Annotated in this window: 21 protein-coding genes and 1 pseudogene; 4 read left to right on the top strand and 18 right to left on the bottom strand. The window is 60.8% G+C overall.

The window, feature by feature from the left end; all coding sequences use genetic code 11:
- Positions 1 to 188: 188 nt before the first annotated feature.
- From panC to JMA46_RS15735, 14 genes are all read right to left on the bottom strand, one after another.
- Positions 189 to 1142 carry a pantoate--beta-alanine ligase gene (gene panC / locus JMA46_RS15800; protein WP_207346299.1) on the bottom strand — a complete coding sequence of 318 codons (954 nt, stop codon included), beginning with the start codon at positions 1140 to 1142 and terminating at the stop codon, positions 189 to 191.
- A 56-nt stretch (positions 1143 to 1198) separates the two neighbouring features.
- Positions 1199 to 2125, bottom strand: a complete 927-nt coding sequence (locus JMA46_RS15795; RefSeq protein ID WP_207346298.1) for a DUF2520 domain-containing protein — start codon at positions 2123 to 2125, stop codon at positions 1199 to 1201.
- Positions 2115 to 3671, bottom strand: a complete 1557-nt coding sequence (locus JMA46_RS15790) for a PH domain-containing protein (RefSeq protein WP_348770196.1) — start codon at positions 3669 to 3671, stop codon at positions 2115 to 2117. Before JMA46_RS15790 ends, JMA46_RS15795 begins: the two co-directional genes overlap by 11 nt.
- An 11-nt stretch (positions 3672 to 3682) precedes the next feature.
- Positions 3683 to 4204, bottom strand: coding sequence for a PH domain-containing protein (locus tag JMA46_RS15785; protein ID WP_247647373.1), 522 nt, complete (start codon positions 4202 to 4204; stop codon positions 3683 to 3685).
- Entirely contained in the window at positions 4197 to 4712 is a 516-nt protein-coding gene (locus JMA46_RS15780; RefSeq protein WP_247647372.1) for a DUF3180 domain-containing protein, read from the bottom strand. The genes JMA46_RS15785 and JMA46_RS15780 overlap by 8 nt, the downstream gene beginning before the upstream one ends.
- Positions 4713 to 4807: 95 nt before the next feature.
- Positions 4808 to 5326, bottom strand: coding sequence for a 2-amino-4-hydroxy-6-hydroxymethyldihydropteridine diphosphokinase (folK, locus tag JMA46_RS15775; protein ID WP_207346303.1), 519 nt, complete (start codon positions 5324 to 5326; stop codon positions 4808 to 4810).
- Between the two features lie 2 nt (positions 5327 to 5328).
- Positions 5329 to 5715, bottom strand: coding sequence for a dihydroneopterin aldolase (folB, locus tag JMA46_RS15770; protein ID WP_207346296.1), 387 nt, complete (start codon positions 5713 to 5715; stop codon positions 5329 to 5331).
- The gene (gene folP / locus JMA46_RS15765; protein ID WP_207346295.1) at positions 5715 to 6686 is read right to left on the bottom strand and encodes a dihydropteroate synthase; all 972 of its coding nucleotides are present in this window, start codon (positions 6684 to 6686) and stop codon (positions 5715 to 5717) included. Before folP ends, folB begins: the two co-directional genes overlap by 1 nt.
- Before the next feature lie 10 nt (positions 6687 to 6696).
- Positions 6697 to 7257: a GTP cyclohydrolase I FolE gene (gene folE, locus JMA46_RS15760; RefSeq protein ID WP_207346302.1), complete on the bottom strand. Its 561-nt coding sequence runs from the start codon at positions 7255 to 7257 to the stop codon at positions 6697 to 6699.
- A gap of 99 nt (positions 7258 to 7356) precedes the next feature.
- Positions 7357 to 9432 (bottom strand): ATP-dependent zinc metalloprotease FtsH, encoded by a 2076-nt coding sequence (ftsH, locus tag JMA46_RS15755; RefSeq protein ID WP_207346294.1) that lies wholly within the window; start codon positions 9430 to 9432, stop codon positions 7357 to 7359.
- A 309-nt stretch (positions 9433 to 9741) separates the two neighbouring features.
- The gene (hpt, locus tag JMA46_RS15750) at positions 9742 to 10293 is read right to left on the bottom strand and encodes a hypoxanthine phosphoribosyltransferase (RefSeq protein WP_207346293.1); all 552 of its coding nucleotides are present in this window, start codon (positions 10291 to 10293) and stop codon (positions 9742 to 9744) included.
- A gap of 51 nt (positions 10294 to 10344) precedes the next feature.
- Positions 10345 to 11493 (bottom strand): tRNA lysidine(34) synthetase TilS, encoded by a 1149-nt coding sequence (gene tilS, locus JMA46_RS15745; RefSeq protein ID WP_348770195.1) that lies wholly within the window; start codon positions 11491 to 11493, stop codon positions 10345 to 10347.
- Entirely contained in the window at positions 11494 to 12672 is a 1179-nt protein-coding gene (locus JMA46_RS15740) for a zinc-dependent metalloprotease (RefSeq protein ID WP_207346292.1), read from the bottom strand. It lies immediately after the preceding gene.
- 57 nt (positions 12673 to 12729) lie between these two features.
- Positions 12730 to 14160, bottom strand: a complete 1431-nt coding sequence (locus JMA46_RS15735) for a D-alanyl-D-alanine carboxypeptidase (protein WP_207346291.1) — start codon at positions 14158 to 14160, stop codon at positions 12730 to 12732.
- A 189-nt stretch (positions 14161 to 14349) separates the two neighbouring features.
- Between JMA46_RS15735 and JMA46_RS15730 the strand changes: the two genes are divergently transcribed.
- Positions 14350 to 14838, top strand: coding sequence for an inorganic diphosphatase (locus JMA46_RS15730; RefSeq protein ID WP_207346300.1), 489 nt, complete (start codon positions 14350 to 14352; stop codon positions 14836 to 14838).
- 462 nt (positions 14839 to 15300) lie between these two features.
- Here the strand turns inward: JMA46_RS15730 and JMA46_RS15725 are convergent, their stop codons facing one another.
- The gene (locus JMA46_RS15725) at positions 15301 to 15774 is read right to left on the bottom strand and encodes a nuclear transport factor 2 family protein (protein ID WP_207346290.1); all 474 of its coding nucleotides are present in this window, start codon (positions 15772 to 15774) and stop codon (positions 15301 to 15303) included.
- A 440-nt stretch (positions 15775 to 16214) separates the two neighbouring features.
- Between JMA46_RS15725 and JMA46_RS15720 the strand changes: the two genes are divergently transcribed.
- On the top strand, positions 16215 to 16385 hold the full coding sequence (locus JMA46_RS15720) for a hypothetical protein (RefSeq protein WP_170133046.1): 171 nt from the start codon (positions 16215 to 16217) through the stop codon (positions 16383 to 16385).
- A gap of 732 nt (positions 16386 to 17117) precedes the next feature.
- Here the strand turns inward: JMA46_RS15720 and JMA46_RS15715 are convergent.
- From JMA46_RS15715 to JMA46_RS15705, 3 genes are all read right to left on the bottom strand, one after another.
- Complete coding sequence (locus tag JMA46_RS15715; RefSeq protein WP_207346289.1) at positions 17118 to 17837, bottom strand: DUF998 domain-containing protein; 720 nt, start codon at positions 17835 to 17837, stop codon at positions 17118 to 17120.
- Positions 17838 to 17988: 151 nt separating this feature from the next.
- A complete protein-coding gene (locus JMA46_RS15710) occupies positions 17989 to 18459 on the bottom strand; it encodes a Clp protease N-terminal domain-containing protein (RefSeq protein ID WP_207346288.1) in 471 nt (156 codons plus the stop codon).
- A complete protein-coding gene (locus JMA46_RS15705; protein WP_207346287.1) occupies positions 18452 to 18676 on the bottom strand; it encodes a helix-turn-helix domain-containing protein in 225 nt (74 codons plus the stop codon). Before JMA46_RS15705 ends, JMA46_RS15710 begins: the two co-directional genes overlap by 8 nt.
- Positions 18677 to 18930: 254 nt before the next feature.
- Here JMA46_RS15705 and JMA46_RS15700 point away from each other — a divergent pair.
- Both JMA46_RS15700 and JMA46_RS15695 read left to right on the top strand, forming a co-directional pair.
- A pseudogene (locus tag JMA46_RS15700) lies at positions 18931 to 19161 on the top strand (ATP-binding protein); the annotation flags it as partial.
- Positions 19162 to 19326: 165 nt separating this feature from the next.
- Complete coding sequence (locus JMA46_RS15695; protein ID WP_207346286.1) at positions 19327 to 19533, top strand: recombinase family protein; 207 nt, start codon at positions 19327 to 19329, stop codon at positions 19531 to 19533.
- Positions 19534 to 19918: the final 385 nt, after the last annotated feature.

Below are 19918 nucleotides of genomic sequence, written 5' to 3'. Positions count from 1 at the left end.
CACCCCGAAAGATTCCGCCGGCCACCCACCACACCAGCCCCCGCCAAACACGTCGGCATCAACCTACCCAAACCACAAACACCACAAAAACTAGCCAAGTGACTCAACACAGCTTGACAATTTTCGCGGTGGCTGTTATGGCGCACCAATAGAAGTTAACCAAGCGCAGCTCCAGACTTCCTGCGGCGCTAGCCGAGCAGCATGTTGTCGATGAGGCGCACCGGCCCCACCTTCGCCGCGATCAGCACCAACGCTTCGCCGGTGAAGGGAGTGTCCTGGCAGTTTTCAGCCCGTACGGCCAGTGTTCGCGGGTCCACCACTTCCAGGTAGTCCAGTTCCACGCCGGGGGCGCTGCGCACAAGCTCTTCAGCTGAGGCCGTGTCGAGGGGTTCATGGGCATCCGCACGCCGCTTGAGCAGCCGCAGGGCACGGGAAAGAACAAGGGCGGACTCGCGCTCCTCGGCGGACAGGAAGCGGTTGCGGCTGGACAGCGCCAGGCCGTCTTCGTCGCGGACGATCGGCACGGCCACAATTTCCACTGGAAAGTTCAGCTCCGCCACCATGGCACGGACCAAGGCCAGTTGTTGGGCGTCCTTCTGGCCGAAGTAGGCCCGGTAGGAGGGTCGTCCGGCAGTGTCGGGCGCAGCCAATCCAGTCTCCGGCATGCCGACGTGCAGCAGTTTGGCGACGATGGTCAAGGCCCCGTCAAAATGTCCCGGACGGGAGGCACCCTCAAACATTTCGCCCGCCTTGCCGGCCGTGATCCTGACTGACGGCTCTCCGTTCGGGTACATTTGCGCCACATCAGGAGCAAACATGAAATCGACGCCAGCCTGCTCCAGTAGGGCCAAATCCGCCTCAGTGGTGCGGGGGTAGCGGGCCAAGTCCGCAGGGTCACCGAATTGCAGCGGGTTGATGAAGACGGTGGCCACCACCACGGAGTTCTCTGCGACGGCGGTCCGGGCAAGCTCAGCGTGCCCGGCGTGGAGGGCACCCATCGTGGGGACCAGTCCCAAGGTCCCGGCGGGTTTCCGCTGGCTGGCGGCTTCCTCGGGGACCGTCTCCTGTCCGGCACGCTGGCGCAGCAAGGCCGCCGTTGCAGCCTGCAGCTCGGCAATGGTGCTCACCAGTGCAATGCTCATGGTCTTCCGCTCTCTTTGGTCTTGTCACGCACTCCGTCGCCTAAACTAGATCAATTTTAGGCGCCGCCGGACTCCAGGGGGGCTTCGCCGTCGTCGTTGGCCAGGGCGGCCTGAACACTCAGGTATGCCTCGGCGGAAAGCATCCTGCGGCGCGCAGCCCGGGTGGCAGTTGCCGCTGACATGGCCAAGTAGGCTTCAAGGACATCTGCAGACCCCGTGTCCAGGGAGTGCTCGCGCAGGGCAGCGGAATGGGCGGCCACCGTGCCTGCATCACCGCGGGCCACCGGGCCTGTGAGTGCCGACTCCCCCGACGTGAGCGCGTTTTCCAAGGAGGCGCGCAGCAGTGGGCCCAGCACTTGGTGGGGTGATTCCACGCCAATGTCGCCCAGGATTTGAGCTGCCTGCGCCACGAGTGTGACGAGGTGGTTTGCGGAATGGGCCAGGGCCGCGTGGTACAGGACACGGTCGGCCTCCGCAATGACCACCGGTTCCGCGCCCATCTCCACCACCAAGGCTTGGGCAATGGGCAGCATGGCAGGCTCGGCCGTGACGCCGAAGCAGCAGTCGGTGAGCCGGGACAAATCGAGGCTCATGCCGGTGAACGTCATGGCGGGGTGCAGGGCCAGCGGAATTCCCCCAGCAGCCTTGACCGGGGCCAGCACGCCGGTACCGAAGCGCCCGGAGGTGTGGGCCACCAACTGTCCCACCTGCCACGCGCCCATCGAGCCCAGCCCGGAGACCAACTCAGACAACACGTCATCCGGGACGGCAAGAAGGACCAGTTCGGCCCTTTCCACAATGTCCGACACTTCAAGGACGGGAACTCCCGGCAGCAGGAGCTCAGCACGTTCCCTGGAGGCCTCGGAGACGGCGGAAACCCCGACGACGGCGTGCCCGCACGCGCGCAGGGCGGCACCAAGGACGGCACCGACCTTGCCGGCACCAATAATTCCGATACCCAGTCGGCCCGGCTTAATCGCCATGATCTTGCTCCTGTGTGGGTTGTTGTTGCGAGGTCTGGACAGGATCGATCACCGCAGTGGCAGGCTCGATTACGGGGCCAGCGTCCGGCGCCAGCCATTTTTCCTTGCGGTGGATACGGCGGGCCGTGGCGGCGCGTGCGGCTTGTTCAGCGAACAGCTGCTTCCCGTTCTCCACGGATAAGTGGTGCACCAGCGGGCGCACGGGTCCTGCGGTTGAATGTAGTTCGAAGTCCACCAATCCCAAAGCGGCCATCAGCGGCCCTTGGCGCAGTCTCAGCGACTGGGTGCGTTCATGGGGCACCACCTGAAGGTTGCGGAAAATTACGCCGTGTCGGCAGAGCAGGGCCGTATCGGTAGCGCGGAAGGCATTGTGGCGCCAGGCCAGGGGGTCGATCCACCGAGCCGAGCGCGGTGAGTGGACGAATCCTTCCGCGTTCCCGGGGCCACGCAGCCCTGCGATAAACACGGCAAACGGGTTTTCCACTCCGGGATCCGGGAAGACAAGGCCCAACACGGCCATGACTTCATCGAGCGTGCCCACCGGAAGCAGCACGGTGCGGGACCCATGACCGGAGGAATCCGCGCCGTACCCTGCCACATTGATGTGGACCCGGTACCAGCCAAGGAGTCGCCACAATGGGCCCTGGCTGATACCCACCGCTTGGACTCTTCCAGGGGGGATGGTCTGCGCGCGGGTCTCGAGCATGCCGTAGTACAGCCGCACGCCGTCGGGGGAAACGGCCACACGAAAGTTGAAGTCGCCCGTGATGGCCTTCCAGTATCCGGCCCCAATGCCGATAAAAATCGGAACCCCTGCCACCAGGATGGCTGGCTCCCCGCTCCAGCGCACCGCCACCACTCCGGCAACAACCACACACAGGGCAAAAATCGTTGTACTGCCTAAGAACGCCGCAGCAATGATCCGGCCCGGTTTCAGCGCCAGGACATGCGTTTCCGGCGCCTCGTGCACCTGCCCCGGGGAGGCTGGGTCAGCTACGGCCCCCGACGCTCTGGCAAGAATGGCTGCCCGCAGCCGCTGTGCCTCCCCCAGCTTAAGGAAGGAGAGCTTCAGCGCCGACTTCCCGCCGTCGGCCACTTCAAACTTCAGCTCGGCAAGACCAAAAACGCGCGCAACCAGCGGCTGAACCACGTCAATGGCCTGAACCCTGTCGATGCGGGCCCTGCGCTGTTGCCTGAACACGACACCCGAGTTGATGTGCACGTGCTCGTCGGTGACCTGATACCGGGTGAATCGCCAGGACAGGAAAAAGGCCAGCCCAAAAATGACGACGGCGGCGCCCACCACTGCGAGGATCACCAGTGCCGGGGCGCCTGCGGTCTGCGCCAGGGAACCGGGGTTGCCATCCCAGCCGCCGGAAAAGACGCTTTCAAGGGAGTTGCGGCCAAAGATGAACACCACGGCGGCCACGGCGACCCAGCCACGGACCAGCGGGGAGACCGGGTGCACGCGGTGCCAGGTATGTTCGTCGTCGGTGTGAAAGCCCACACTGGCGCCGGACTGCTCTTGGACCATATCCGCGTTCACGGGTTCATCCTTCACAGGCCGGCCAATTTCGCCTCACCGCGGGCTGACAGTTGTTCGCGCAATCGTGCAGCTTCGGCAGCCGGCAGCCCGTTGAGCATTGCGTTCGTGCCGGGTGATGCCGTGTGCAGGTGGATGGTGCTCAGCCCCAGCATGCGCTCCAGCGGGCCCATCGTGACGTCGACGTATTGCATGCGTCCATACGGGACCACCATGACGCGGTGGAACATGATGCCGCCGCGGATCAGCAAGTCGTCGTCGCGCTCTGCGTAGCCGATGGCCCGCACTTGACGCGGGATGAGGATCATTTCCCACATGATGGAAAGTACGACGACGGCTGGCAGGCCCCAGGCGAGCCATGCGGGGTAGCCGCTCCACACGCCCGTGAGCCGCAGGACGAGGGGCACGATGGTGATGGCTAGAAAGATCAGCCCCGTCAGTCCGCGTTCAATGAATCGTGCTGTGATGAGCTTCTCCGATACGCGCAGGAACACCACGTCCCCGGGGTCGATGGCGCTGCTGTGTTGCCTACGCAAATTCTTCCTCCCCATGGCCTTCACGCTTGGTCCGCGGTTTAGTGGTGGGTTCGTTGTCTTCCGGCGGCAGCTTGCAAAAACGTTCCACAACGACGCCCACCACCACCATGACCACACCTCCTGCCATGAGAGCAACCATCTGCCAGATCACTCCAAGGTCAGTGCGCAGGGCGATGGTGGGGATTTGGTCCAGCAGGATCCCCACGTGCCAGCCGAACAGCACGGCGCCAGCGTACGCGCAGGCTTGGGCCAGCACCACCGTGCGGGCAGCCAAAAGCGGGTCAAGGATTTTGTCCCGCTTGCCGTCACGCCACCGGCGGACCTTCAGTCCTAGCACCAGGCAGACAACAGCTATCAGCCCCATGGTGATCAAGGAACTGAACGGAAGAACCGGCAGGGCAAGCCTGCCGCGGGAGGTGAGCTCGGTGGCCACCCACCCGATGGCGGCCGTGCCAATGACCACGGCAGCCAACCATGCAGGCCTGACGGTCCGCATTGTGCTTTTCATTGCTGCCTCATCGATTCGAAGTGGGATTACATATTCAACCGTACTGGTTTTTTACCAGTTTGGAATTGCCGCACCCCGTAGTTCTTGGAGCGTCTTTACGGTGCTTGCGGCAACGGCACATCTTGAATGTGGCTGATGCCTGCCATGTCAGCTGCGGCCGCGGCTAACTCGGACACCGATTTGCCGGCCAAGGTGGCGTGTGCGTCCATGAGCGACCACGGGTACAGCACAAAGGCGCGTTCCGCGGCACGTGGGTGCGGCAGTGTCAAGACAGGGTCATCACTGACAACAGACCCGTAAACAATGATGTCAACATCCAGGGTGCGGGCCCCCCAGCGAACGGCCCGTGTCCTGTGGTGCGCCTGCTCCACGGATTGGCAATGCTGTAAAAGCTCCATGGCTGAGAATGTCGTATCCACGGCAATGACCATGTTCAGGAAGTCCGGCTGCCCCACGGGACCGCCCACAGGTTTTGTGGTGATGACCGGGGAGACGTTCTGCAAGCGCACTTCAGGGCAATCCACCAACTCGGCCACTGCGCTTTGCAACGTCCCTTCCCGCTCACCAAGATTGCTTCCCAATGCCAGAATGGCCCGGTTCAACGGGCGTGCCACACTCACGCTGCACACACGTTTTCACGGGACCTGAAAATGGTGATGCTCACATCGCCAAATGGCACCTGGATGGGCGCCTTGGGTTTGTGAACCGTCACCTCCACGGCTTCCAGTACGGGGTAGTCCGCCAGAATCTTCTCCGCCATGCGAACACTCAGTGTTTCGATCAGGTCAAAAGCTTCGCCAGTCACCATGGACACGATGGTCTCCGCCACGGCGCCGTAGTTTACCGTTAGTGCCAGATCGTCAGTTGCGGCAGCGGCGCCCACATTAAGGTGCAGAACCGCGTCGGTGATGAACGGCTGGCCATCACGTTTTTCGTGCGCAAACACGCCGTGGTAACCAATCGCAGTAACGCCCTTGAGCGTGATCAGGTCCGGTTGGCTCACTACGCGTCCTGTCCGGTCAGTTCGTCACCCTGTGCAGCCAACAACCGGGCATCGCGGTTTTTCTTGCCCAGCAACAGCCTGGCCGCAACCTTGGCAGCATCAAGGCTCGCGCCGACGTCGTGCACCCGAACACCCCACACGCCCTGGGCAGCGATGAGAGCCGTAGTGGCAGAGGTTGCGTCGTCACGTTCCTTGGGGGCGGCGGCCTTGCCCGCACTTGTCAACAATGAGCCAAGGAAGCGTTTGCGTGAGGTCCCCACCAAAATCTTGTTGCCCATGTCAGAGACCTGGTAGAGGTTTGCCAGCAACTCCCAGTTTTGATCGGCATTCTTGGAGAAACCGATGCCGGGATCAAGAATCAGGTTTTCCGGCAAAACTCCTGCTGCGTAGAACCTCTCACGCACCTGGGCAAGCTCGCTCACCACTTCCTGAACCACGTCCGTGTACTGCGTCAACGAGTCCATGGAGCGTGAGTCACCGCGGCTGTGCATCAACACATACGGAACCTTGCGCTCAGCAACCAGGGCAATCATGTCGGGGTGGACGTTGGCGCCGGAGACGTCGTTGACCAGCCCGGCACCTGCATCGATCGCCAAAGCAGCTGTGGAGGCATGGCGGGTGTCAATGCTAACCAGCGCACCAGCCTTGGCCAAGGTCGAAATAACCGGCAGGATGCGCCGCTGCTCTTCAGCTTCGTCAACGTACTCGGCACCTGGGCGCGTGGATTCTCCGCCGACGTCGATGATGTCTGCCCCGCCGTAGAACATGCGCAACCCGTGGGCAATGGCCGTTTCGGTGGAATCGTACTCGCCACCATCACTGAAGGAGTCGGGAGTGCAATTCAAGATCCCCATGACAACTGTGCGGTCTTTGGGCAGGGTTTCAAAGCGGGCCATCGACTTGCGCGCCCGAAGGACGGGCAGGGGTGACGTGGCGGGGCCTGTTCCGGGTGCTGCAGCGAGGGAATCCATGGTGTGTTTGTTACCTTCCGAGAATCAAGCTCATGGCTTCGGCCCGTGTTGCAGGCTCGTGAAGCAGACCACGCACAGCACTTGTGACTGTTTTGGCCCCTGGTTTGCGCACGCCCCTCATGGACATGCACATGTGTTCACACTCGATGACAACAATGGCGCCTCGAGGTCTCAGATGCTTCATCAAGGCATCGGCGACCTGGCTGGTGAGCCGTTCCTGCACCTGCGGGCGCTTGGCGAAAATATCCACCAGTCGCGCCAGCTTGCTCAGTCCTGTGACCATCCCGTCCTCTGACGGGATGTAGCCAACGTGCGCGAAGCCATGGAACGGCACCAGGTGATGTTCACATGTTGAATAGAACGGGATGTCCTTGACCAGGACCATTTCTTCGTGGGCAATATCAAAGGTGACACCTAATACGGCTGCCGGGTCTTCGTGGAGGCCGGAAAAAACTTCTTTGTAAGCCTTCGCCACGCGCTTCGGCGTGTCAACCAGCCCGCTGCGATCAGGGTCCTCGCCTATGGCCAGCAGGATCTCGCGGACCGCCGCCTCAATGCGCGGCAGGTCCACTAGCGGCTCCTGTGCCGAACGGGCGTCACCTGAAGTGCTGCCCTGCCCCAATCCGGCTTCTTCGTCGTAATCAGTCACGGTGCCAATCCTATCTTTCGATTATTGTTGGCCGGGCAGCTGCGGGGCCTCACCCTTGCCCAAGTCGAGGCCAGGCTGGGCGCCCGGAGCGTCCAGTTCCCCGCCCAAGCTGGCACTGGCAAGTTGGTCCTGGGGATCAATATTTTCCGGAGCAGGCTTCCCTGCCTCAGCAGCCTCGCGCCGCTCCTTGTCCGTGATGACAGGAGGCAGGTCAGAGACCGGACGGCTCTCCTTTGAGAGCCAGACCTTGCGCTGGGCGGGACGGCGCAACCCGACGAAGATTTCTGCAATCTCCGCCTGGTTCAACGTTTCGCGCTCAAGCAGTTCCAAGGCCAGGCGGTCCAGGATGTCGCGGTTCACGATGAGCGCCTCATAGGCATCGTCATGGGCTTGGTCGATGAGCTTGCGCACCTCTTCATCCACCACCGCAGCGACGGATTCCGAGTAGTCCCTGTCGTGCCCGGTACTGGCGCCGAGGAAGGGTTCGCCAGCGGCAGCACCAAGCTTAACGGCGCCGATGCGCTCGCTCATGCCGTACTGGGTGACCATGGCGCGGGCAGTGCCAGTGGCCTTCTCAATGTCGTTGGAGGCACCGGTGGAGGGGTCATGGAACACGATTTCCTCGGCAACGCGTCCACCCATGGCGTAGGCCATCTGGTCAAGGAGTTCGTTGCGGGTGATCGAGTACTTGTCATCCTCTGGAACCACCATGGTGTACCCCAAGGCGCGGCCACGGGGCAGGATGGTGATCTTCGTGACGGGGGCCGTGTTGTGCATGGCCGCAGCCACCAGCGCGTGCCCGCCCTCGTGGTACGCGGTGATCTTGCGCTCAAGTTCCTTCATGACGCGGGTGCGCTTCTGCGGACCGGCCATGACGCGGTCAATCGACTCGTCCAGTGCACGGTCATCAATGAGCTGGGCGTTGGAGCGTGCTGTCAACAATGCTGCTTCGTTGAGTACGTTGGCCAGGTCGGCGCCGGTGTAGCCGGGCGTCTTCTTGGCGACGGCGTTCAGGTCAACGCCTGGCGCCATGGGCTTTCCCTTGGCGTGCACTTCTAGGATCTGCTGGCGGCCCAGACGATCGGGGGCTTCCACCGGGATTTGGCGGTCGAAGCGGCCGGGGCGCAGCAGTGCCGGGTCAAGAACGTCCGGTCGGTTGGTCGCGGCGATCAGGATGACGTTGGTTTTGACGTCAAAACCATCCATTTCCACGAGCAGCTGGTTGAGGGTCTGCTCGCGTTCGTCGTTGCCGCCGCCAATGCCGGCACCGCGGTGACGGCCGACGGCGTCGATCTCGTCAACAAAAATGATGGCCGGGGAATTCGCCTTGGCCTGCTCGAACAGATCGCGGACGCGGGAGGCGCCCACACCGACGAACATTTCGACAAAGTCGGAACCGGAGATGGAGTAGAACGGCACGTCGGCCTCACCTGCGACGGCGCGGGCCAGCAGTGTCTTGCCTGTGCCGGGAGGGCCGTACAGCAGCACACCCTTGGGGATCTTCGCCCCGACGGCCGTGAACTTGGCCGGGTTCTGCAGGAAGTCCTTGATTTCGTGGAGTTCCTCAACGGCCTCATCCGCGCCAGCCACGTCATTGAACGTCACCTGCGGGTGGTCCTTGGTCAGCAGCTTGGCCTTGGACTTGCCAAACTGCATGACCTTGTTGCCACCGCCTTGCATGCGGGAGAACAGGAACCAGAAAATGAGCCCGATCAGCACAAATGGGATCAGCAGCGAGAAGATGCTGGACCAGAAGTTATTGGAGGCTGGCTGGTCATCGAAGAACTTCAGCTTGGCATTGTCAATGGCGTCGACCATGGTCGTTGCGCGGTAGCCGCCAAAGAAAAACTCGACGTTCTTGCCCGCCTTTTGACCCTCGGGGCTTGTGTAGTCGTCCTTCAGGACCATGTCCACGCGGCCTTCGGAGCCAAAGATCTTGGCTGATACAACCTTGTCACTGTTGAGCAGCCCCAGGGCTTCCGAGGTGCCGATGCGACTGGTACCCGTCCCGGTCAAGGTGAAAAGGCCGGCTCCAATGAGCACAACCACCACAATGATCCATACAAATGGACCCTTGAAGAGTTTTTTGACTTTCATGTGTTCGAGGCCAGGCCTCGTCCCTCCCGCTCAACCAATTCAAACCTGTACAGGACGCATGCCGCACGCCCCCGGGTAATAGCATTACACCGTTCGCCTTGCTACACGTACGGGACTGACCTTTAGTTCCCTGAGGGCATAACGGATTTCCCCAAGATGACGCATTGAACGCGAGGCCTGCGCCGTGGACGGTATTTTTTGTAGGCGACGTAAAGGAGACCCCAAAGGCCGTTAGCGGCCGACGGGGCGGATAGTCGCCGGAAAAATGCCGACCACGGCGATTCCAGCGCCGCTGCGTCCGGGCGGGTACTACTCGTAAATGTGCGGGGCCAGGGTGCCGATGAAGTCCAAGTTGCGGTACTTCTCGTCGAAGTCGAGGCCGTAGCCAACAACAAATTCACTCGGGATCTCGTAGCCGACGTACTTGACGTCAATTTCGACCTTGGCCGCTGCGGGCTTGCGCAACAGGGTGCAGATTTCCACCGATGCCGGTCCTCGCGACATCAGGTTTGCGCGCAGCCAAGACAGCGTCAAGCCTGAGTCGATGATGTCCTCGACAATGAGCACGTGCTTGCCCATCAAATCTGTTTCAAGGTCCTTCAGGATCCGTACAACGCCAGAGGACTGGGTGCCGGAACCGTAGGAGGATACTGCCATCCAGTCCATGGTGACGTGGCTGTGCAGGGCCCGGGAAAGGTCCGCCATAACCATGACAGCGCCCTTGAGTACACCGACGAGCAGAACGTCGCGGCCTTCATAGTCGGCATCAATTTGCGCGGCCAGTTCGGCGACGCGCGTCTGGATTTCTTCCTTGGTATACAGAACGTGCTTTAAATCGGCTTGGACGTCTTGTGAATCCACCCATGGCTCCTGTTTGTGAAGGTTGGTACTGGTTGAAATGCTGTTTGGCGCCTACGTGCTGCGTCTAAGGACAAGCTTCCCATAGCTGCGGCCCTCTTGGGGAACAACTTGATTTCGGGAAATCCGCCAGACGCTGACTTTCCCGGCAAGTTGCACGGGCCCTGCCGAACCCGTTCGAGCGAGCAGGTTTTCTGCTGATGCGAGCCTTTCAAGGCTTGGCTGCACCCCTCCAAGTTCGACGGCGGCCAGCGCCAACACTCGCATCCTCAGCGCAGGCGGGAGTCCCCTCAGTGCGTCTTCGGCGAGCGCAATCTCCGGCGGTGCAGTGTTCACGGCGCTGGTTTCCGCACCATTTTCTGCTGTATTTTCGGCGGAGTTCGCGGCAGAATTTCCGGTGGAACGTTCAGCCAGTTTCTCGTATTCAGCGGCGGCGAGCTGGTCTAGACAATCAGCATCGTGGCCCAGGATGCTGGCCGAGCGGGCCAACGATTCGGCAATGCCCGGGCCCAATTCGCGGCCCAGGAACGGCAGGACGTTTTGCCTGACCCGAACCCGCAGGTAGGTGTTGTCCTGGTTGGTTGGGTCGTGCCAGGGTTCCAACTCAAGAGCGTCACATATGGCCAATGTCTCATCGCGGCGCAACCGCAGGAAAGGGCGCAGGTATATGCCACGGCGTTCGCGCATGCCGGCAAGGGAGCGGGTGCCGGACCCGCGTGCCAAGCCCAACAGCACCGATTCGGCTTGATCGTCAAGGGTGTGGCCAAGCAGCACATTCCGGGCACCGAGCTCCAGCGCCGTCGCATCAAGCGCGGCAAAGCGCGCCGCTCGGGCCGCAGCTTCCGGGCCAACGCCGTCGTCCTCCAGATCAACGGTACGGACCACCACAGGGCTGAGCCCCAACGAACGCAGCTGTGCGGCGGCGGCTTGCGCCACCGCTGCGCTGCCATCTTGCATCTGGTGGTCAACAACCACGGCACCGACCCGAACCTCACCGCGCCGGGCGAAAAAGGCGCAGACGGCGGCCAGTGCCAGGGAATCAGGGCCACCACTGCAGCCGACAAGGATCAGCGGCGGATTTTCCACCACCCGATTCTTGCCCGTGGTTTTCAGCCCGAGCAGGTTCCCCACCATGGCGCGGGCCTTCCCTACCGTCGGGTCAAGGCGGCGGCGGGGCCGCCCGGGGGCAGTTTCCTGCCCCACTTACAGACCCATCCGTTCCACCCAGAGCCGTGCGTTGTGGATTTCTATCTCGGTGGGCAGGTTCTCAGCCTTGGTCCAGACATTGTTGAAGCCGTCCATGCCCACCACGTCCACAGCGTCGCGGACAAATTTGGCACCGTCACTGTACTGGCGCATTTTGGCGTCAAGACCCATGAGGTTTCGAATGAACTTTTCAATAATCCCGCGGTCCTTGCCCCTGCTGTTGAAACGCTGGCGGATGGTGCGCACCGTGGGAACAATGCTTTGGTCCACGCCGTCCATGACCACATTCGCGTGACCTTCAAGGAGGCTCATGACAGCTGTCAGGTGGGATAGGGCCGCCTTTTGCTCAGGATCTTGGAGCAGGTCCAGGACACCTCCGCGGGAGGTGTCGGCGCTGTTTTCCTTGTTGTTTGCATGCTTGCTGCCCAGCTGTTTGGCTGTTTGCAGCAGACGGTCGCCGAAGTTCTCCGAGTCGCCCACAAGCAGGGCGCCGAGCTTTTCGATCTCGGCCAGCATGTGGTGTCGCAGCCAGGGAGCGGCGGCAAATTGCACGCGGTGGGTCTGTTCGTGGAGACACACCCACAGGCGGAAGTCCGCCGGGTCAACCTTCAGCTCACGTTCGACAGTGATGATGTTGGGGGCCACGAGCAGAAGCCGTCCGCCTGCGGTGTGCGACTGGGATGCCCGGGTAGGGGCCAGCGCAGCAAAGGGGTCGTATTGGCCCAGGACCTTGCTGGATAGAAACGCCAAGGCACCACCGAGCTGGGCACCTGTGACCGTAGCGCCAAAGGCGGCGCCTGCGCTGCCGGGAGCAGGCGTGTTAACGGAGCCGCGGGCACCAAGCGTGGCAGACTGTTTGGCGGTGAGGGCCTGCAAAATGGGGTCCATCATCACCGCGAAGCTCTGCGTATTGGCTTTTGCCCAGGAGGCCCTGTCCACAACCAGCACCTGGGAGTCGTGCAGGTCCCGGGCAGCCTCGAGCCGGCTGATTTCGTGCACATGGGGTACCGACCGCTCCGCCATGAGGTGCAGGTTTTCCACGGCAGCGGAAATTTCCGTACCCGACAGGGCTGGCCCGGCAGGTGCAAGATTTGCCGCGGTGCGGGCGGCAAGTTCCCAATTGACCATGTTTGACGAGGTTCGTGTGGTGGCTGCGGAACTGCTCTGCTTGGTCATGCTTCCATCAGATCACATATCGCTGACAGCCCGCTGACGCCGTCAGCTGAAGTGTTCTCAGCTCAACGCCAACACGCTGGCAGCAGCATCAAGAACGGGACGGGCGGCAACGCCGCCTCCTGTCAGTCCGTTGCCCAGGACCGAAAAGATCAGCAGTCTGCCATGGGAATTAATCACATAGCCGGACAGCGCCGAGACTTGGTTGAGCGTGCCGGTCTTGGCGTGCACCAGTCCGGCCGCGCCAATCTCGGCGCCGTGTATAAAGCGGTCCTCCAAGGTGCCCCTGAGCCCGGCAATAGCCAGCGCGGGGAGCACTTGGCCAATGTCGGCCCCCGGGTCGGCGAGCAATATCGAGAACAGTTGCACGAGCTGCCGGGGGCTGATTTGGTTGTCTGCGGCCAGCCCGCAATTGTCGGTGGTGGTGATGGTTTCCATGGGCAGCCCCAACCCGCCCAGAACCTCGCGCACCGCAGCTACCGCGTTGGTGTTGTCGGCTGGTCGACCCAGCTTCACCGCGACCATGCGGCCCAGAACTTCGGCACTGTAACTGTCCGACTCGGCCAGCATGTACCCGATTTGTTCGGCGACGGTGGCTGATTCCACGGTTGCCAGCACAGTTCCAGGCTTCCCCTTGGCAGCGCCTTGGGTTGCGGCAGGCGCTTCCGCACGGATAATGGTCCCGGTTGTAGCCACCCCTGCATCGTCCAGTGCGTCTGCGAAAGCCTCCGCCACCGCAAGTGCTGAATCCTGCGGGCGCGGACCAGTCATGACACCGGGGCTCGTCCGGCCCGCGTGCATCGCCATGGGGAAAATCGGTGCGATTTCTCCGGCGGCCACATCCTCCACGGCCCATCTTGGGTTGAGCGCAGGGCCTGTGAATAAGGCGTCGTCAATACTGATGCTGAAAGGGCCCTTGCTCCCGGCGGTTGCGAGTGCTTGGGCAGTGTTGCGGGCGAGGTCGGCAAGTCCTGCATGCCCCATGGCCGAATGAGGTTCGCTCTCCCCTGCCGAGAGCATGGAGTCGCCACCGGCCAGCAGCACAATCTCGTTACTGCCGTCACCGGCAACAGCCTTGGTGCTGAAACGTGTGCCGGACCCCAGAGTCTTCAATGCGGCACTGGCGGTAAGCAGCTTCAAGTTGGAGGCCGGGGTCCGAGCTGAACCGCCGTCTTGGGAAAACAGCTCCTTCCCGGTGAGTGCGTCGGCAACGTACATGCTGAACGTGCCTTCGCCGTCGAACGCGAGGGCATTTTCCAACTCGGTGGTGAGCTTGGCGGCGTCAGGCATTGGCGTGGTGTCGATCAGCGGTGTCACGCCCGAGATCCCGGCCAGGGTTGTTGGCGGTTGCTGGGCAGCAGGCAGCACGGCGACGGCAGCAGGGTCCTTGGGTAGGAAAGCCGGAACCAGATGAAATCCCACGGGGACGCTGACGGCGGCCAGGGCGCAAATAAGCAGCCCGCTCGTCACAACCTTTGACGTGCATCCCATAAAACAGGCAAGTCCTTTGAAATATGCGGACCCTGCACGCAACAATCGGCAGGAGAGTCAGGGAAATACTACGCCTGGGGCATCAGGCGGGTTTTTAGCGCAACGAAAGCGCCTATATCCTCATACTAGACGGAACTATCGAGTGCAGCCCTGTCCGGCCGCGCACTAAACATCATGAGGAGCATAACGATGAAGCACGACGTCACCATCGAGATCCCCCGCGGATCACGCGTCAAATACGAAGTTGACCATGAGACCGGCCGCGTCCGCCTGGACCGCGTGCTGTTCACGTCCATGGCCTACCCCACGCACTACGGATTCTTCGATGACACCCTCGGCGAAGACGGCGACCCGCTGGACGCCATGGTGCTCCTGCAGGACTTTGACCTGCACCCCGGCGTGGTGGTGGATGCCCGCCCCATCGCCGTGTTCAACATGACCGACGAGTCCGGTGGAGACGCCAAGGTTTTGTGCGTCGTTGACGACAAGCGCTTTGACCACATCCAGGAACTCACCGACGTTGACGAGTTCCTGATCAAGGAGATCGAGCACTTCTTCACCCGCTACAAGGATCTGGAACCGGGCAAGTGGGTCAAGGCCGAAGGTTGGGCCGACCGCGCAGCAGCAGAGGCCGAGCTGGAGGCTTCGATCAAGCGCTTTGCGGATACCGAGCACTAATCCCCGCGTGCCGGCCCAGTTCTGTCGGCAAGTTGAGGCACGACGGCGGCGCTCCCCTTTAGCGGGGAGCGCCGCTTTTGCATTTCCTGGAGACAGGCATCGCCCGGAGACCAAAATCCGGAGGGCCCGCTTCGGTCCCGAGATGTGGCACCTGACGCAGATTGGCGACGTACCTGCCACAAATGGACAGATTCGAGTAGCAACGAGGAGAGAGGATCCTCTGCTCGTTGCTGGGCTGAGAACGGTCGGCTTACACCCCGGTCAATCCAAGACCACTGGTGATCTCGGCTTCGCAAAGAATCCGCTGGCTACGCGACGATAGTAAAGATTATGTAAGGTTCAGGGTTTTAGCGCCGTATGGCGACGGATTATTAGACACGCTCTGATAGGGCCACCCAATTCTTTGATTATCTGGCTGTCAATGCTTTCGTCGGCGGGGGCAGATCGCATCGAAAAGACAGACTAAAATCCGAAGTCACTCAAGTCCGGATGGTCAAGTGGCCGGGGCCCGCTGGGATCCCAGTGGAACTTTCGGTCAGATTCCTTAATCGGCAAGTCGTTAATGCTCGCATGCCGCCACCGCATGAGGCCGTGCTCATCAAAGTGCCAGTTCTCGTTGCCATAGGCACGGAACCACGCACCTTCTGGATCGTGATATTCGTAGGCGAAGCGCACAGCAATGCGGTTTCCATCGAACGCCCACATCTCTTTGATCAGCCGATATTCGAGTTCGCGCTCCCACTTACGGGTAAGGAAAGCGATGATGGCGTCGCGCCCCTCAACGAATTCCGAGCGGTTGCGCCACCAGCTATCGACCGTATATGCGGACGCCACCTTTACCGGATCGCGCCCGTTCCAGCCGTCTTCACCGGCCCGGACTTTCTGCGTCGCGGTCTCACGTGTAAAGGGCGGGAACGGCGGCTTATCCTCGGTCATGGCTGTGCCTATCTGTCTGCCGGCCTCGTTTCCGGTTTATCATCCCGGACACTCCTCCGCATTCCTTCCCCGCCAACGTCTTGACCACTGCGATCAGCTCACCGACCATCCAAAACACATCAAGACGAACACAGGCTCTGCGACCACGCCAGTCTAGCCAGCTGACACATTAGAGGAAAGAGCCAAGTCTGAAAAATGGCCCGGACCTGCGGTCATAAGGAATCTCAATGATGTTGTCAAGCCCCGATCTGTGCAGATTTCCTGCCTGCGATGGCAGGAAATCTGGACTGCAGGGAACCAGCATTAGGCGCTAAGCCGGGACCAATCGGTACGACAAACGACGTTTAGGAGGCAACGAAGGTAACGGCGGAAACCCTGGATACATCTAGTTCCACTGGGGAACCCTCACTGGGATTGTCTTGAGCTGTTAGGTTTGCGCCATGGATAAATTCATTGAAGATTGCGACGTTTATGCAGCCTCGTCGTACCCGGTCGAGATCTCTGCAGGGCGTCGAATGCTGGGCAAGATCAAGCTGAAGGCCCGTGTTAATGCTGAAACCGGCGAGGTTAGTTTCTATGTTCCGGTTGATGAGATATCGAAACTCCACTGACCTCGGTCTGATCGGGAACTATCGCTGAAATGCGTGTAATCGTATGCGAAGCATCGTCCCTGTCCAGTATTGGATCTTTGCCCGTTGAGACCACCGATGACGGCCGCGCCGCAAGGGAGCCCTAGCTGGGACGGGTGTTTGTCACCTTGTATGCAGGCTGGATTCTGAAATGGACGACATCTACGTTCGTCAACCGAAGCCCGGGGTAGTCTCGGTGATTAGGATCGCGAAAAGCTAAACCCGAGTGGTCAGCTGGCTGCAAACGCAGGGGAAATATAGCCAATGGATATCGTTTCAATTTTGATCGTCGCCGGGATTTTCATTTTGTGTCTGCTACCGGTCTTGTTTCGGTCCTCCCGAATTTTCGACAGGTCCAAGGACGACATCGATGTCAGAGATGCTGACGTTGCAAGGGAACTCAGGGAATCACGCGACCAGATTGATCGGGGCAGCAGACACTATGGAGGCCGTTTCTAAAAGATACATATTCGACGCAATGGCCTCAGCTGTGACTGTATAACTTCAAATAGCGGTTATGTCGCAGCTTGGATTGGCGGTCTTCGCCGTTCCGCAAGGGAACCCTGAGCGGAACTTGGCCGGTTCCCGCACAGCGATAATCTGCGGTCTAATGATTCTCTGCCCTCGTACCTTCGTAGAGTCGGTTATTCTGCTTTTTCACATTATGTCCACCCCTAGGTAGCCGTGCCTGGGACCTTCTGGGGTCCGCTGTTGTCACTTACACCCTGTGGGCAGAGGAGGCTGCGGGCGGCGGCGCTTGGAAAGTGCCACGACGTACCCGGCGAGGCAGGCTAACCACACCATGCATGCTGTGACAAGGATGCGCTCCGCCAGTCCCTGCCACATGTTCACGCCATAGGCCAGGGCGAGAAACCCGTATGCCGTTGGCAATGAGACGCGGGCGGCAAGCATAATCGGTTTCATTCTCGCCCACTCCGGCAGGACGGCCATTCGCTGCCACATCGGACCGGGGGCGGCGATTAGGGCAAGGAACCCCACGGTGGCAAGGATGGCATCGGCCAGCCCGCCCGGGCCGAGGAGCTGGGTGGTCGCCGTGCAGCCGGTGTCGCTGAGCCGGCACGGAATCTGCGGGAACGAGTTGCCCAGCAGCAGCACGCCGATTCCCACCATCCATGGTGCATGCGCACCCTCCTTGTCGGCCGCCTTCAGCGACGGGCGCAACCCAAATAACACAAATCCGAACGTGCCGAGGGCGCCCGCCGCAAAGCAGGCGATGGGAAACCAGGCATGGGGTGCCGTGGCCGCCTGCATGTCGCTGATCGAATTCTTGATCGTGCTGTAGGCCGGGCCCTGCCAAGTCTGGGTGATCAGCCACCCACACGTGAACACCAGCTGGGAAAGGACGCCCACGACACCCCAGAACAGTTGAGCATTCACCCGCCCTTGACCTCTCGACCGATTATTCTCGGGCATAGCTTCTCCTTAGCCCCTTGATGGTCCACTCATGGAAGCCCTGGGTCAGAAGATGCAGCACCTCACGACTCCCGGCAATGGCCCAAATCAACCGGGGAGTCGGGGTGGTTGCGTGCGCCTAGCTCCGTGTAAGGAACCCTCTACCGGGCGGTTAGGCAGCTTCCGAACGTGTCAGCTTCGCGATTGCCTCTGTAGGGTTGATCCCGAGTCCGGCTGCTAGTGCTGCGGCGGGATCGGGAACTTTGAGGCTCAATAGAGCCAGGGCGATGTGGTGGACTTTGATGGTGCGCGAGTGACTAGTAGCAGCTGTGGCCAGCGCTGACTTCATGACGTTCTTCGCCCCGGTGCTGAAGGGGGTTCTCAACATCTTGGGGGGTGTTGACCAAGTAGACGCAGCGCCGGAGAGGTTGAGGCCAATGGCGCGAAGCGCGGTCGAATCGAGGTCAGCGTCGACGTCGCGGGCGCGTTGGAGCGTCACGCCAAGGGCTTCGACGATTTCTTGGTCGTGGAGCATTCCAATAAAGAGGTGATCTGTGCCAACTCGGCGGTCCCCTCGCATCTGTGCCTCTTGGACGGCACTGGTGACGGTTTCACGGGCACTCGGAGCGAATCGTTCAAACATCGTCTGTCTCTTTCTTTTTTCCGTGTTTCATGTGAGCTGACTGGCGTGAGACACCTAGGGCATCGGCGATCTGTTCCCACGACCATCCCGAAGCACGAGCGGCTTCAACGTGCGTGGCTTCAACTCGTTCTGCAAGGCGGCGCAGTGCGACGGCTGCTCGGAGGCCGGTGGCGGGGTCGGTATTTTGTAGATTGCCGAATAGGTCTTCTTTTGACATAGTGTCAGTCTAAACTGACGGATAATATGTGTCAATCTAAACTGACAGTTGAAATCCGAACAGTATCCCGCAAGCCGGTCCACCACCGGATCATGTGCAGACGACTTTTGAAATTTTCGAAACCGCGTCTTTCCGCGGGCCTCATATTCCCGTATAGGGTGCCCGACTTAATGCCCGGTGATGGCGGGGGCTAAACGCTACACTCGAAGACCATGACCGGACTCCTGATCGGATACGCGCGCGTATCCACCAATGACCAAGACTCAGCGAACCTGTTCTTCCAGCTCGTCTCCTCCCGCTACGAACGGGCCTCTCTGATCCTGACCAGCAACCTTGCGTTCAGCCGTTGGGCCGACGTCTTCGGTGACGCCACGATCGCATCGGCCATGATCGATCGAATCGTCCACCATGCAGAAGTCATCAATCTCTCCGGCAACAGCTACCGGCTCCAAGGCCGGCTCAATCCACAAACTCTGGCACAATAAAACCACACACCGTGGCCCCATTTTCAAACGGCAAAAGTGGCCCAATTTTCGGTTGGCGTCGACAACTCCAATATCAGGGTGACGTGTGGGTTGTGTACAGCCGCCCCCTGGGTCCCGCTGTCAATCCTGTGTGCGGGAAAAGACCGAAGGACAGAATCTTTTGCCGTGCACCTGTGGACAGGGGTCCAACAACGAAACCACCCACGCAACCCCAAGGGAGGCGCCTCACCTAACGGTGGGGCACCTCCCTTTGAATTGACATATCAACTGGATGAGAATGGGGTCGCCGACCGGCTGGAGGCCGAAGGCATCAAGACGGCCAAGGGTGGCCGGTGGCACCCTTCCACGGTCAAGCGGGTACTTGATCTGTGACTCTGGAAAGGGCTCTGGAGGCACCAGGCAACGCCTAGTGAAGCTAGGCAGCGGGCCACCGACCAACCTTGATTGACCATCATGAGTAGGCGTTTTCGCCAATATTGGGACGGGAAGATCGGGGATATCCTTGTCAAATGGAATTAGCTAGAAAGCTTCAGCTCCTTGATGAGCGACTCTCCACACTAAATGGTGGTGGATCCCGTACCCACCTCATGGACTGGAAAAACGAAACTGACGTTGTGCTGCGCGCCGTTCCCCTACGTGTCAGGCTGGGACGGTACCACGGGGAAAGAGCAAGTCCGTTTGATCGCGTGGGGCGAGAACCAGGAAACCAGTAATTATGTCTAGTCCAGTTTTGTCTCCGGTAGACCACAATGGTCGT

This window comes from Arthrobacter sp. E3, assembly GCF_017353415.1.
In the GTDB taxonomy this organism is placed as follows: domain Bacteria; phylum Actinomycetota; class Actinomycetes; order Actinomycetales; family Micrococcaceae; genus Specibacter.
Note: the sequence above shows the minus strand (reverse complement) of the source record. Positions and strands in the feature narration are given on the sequence as shown.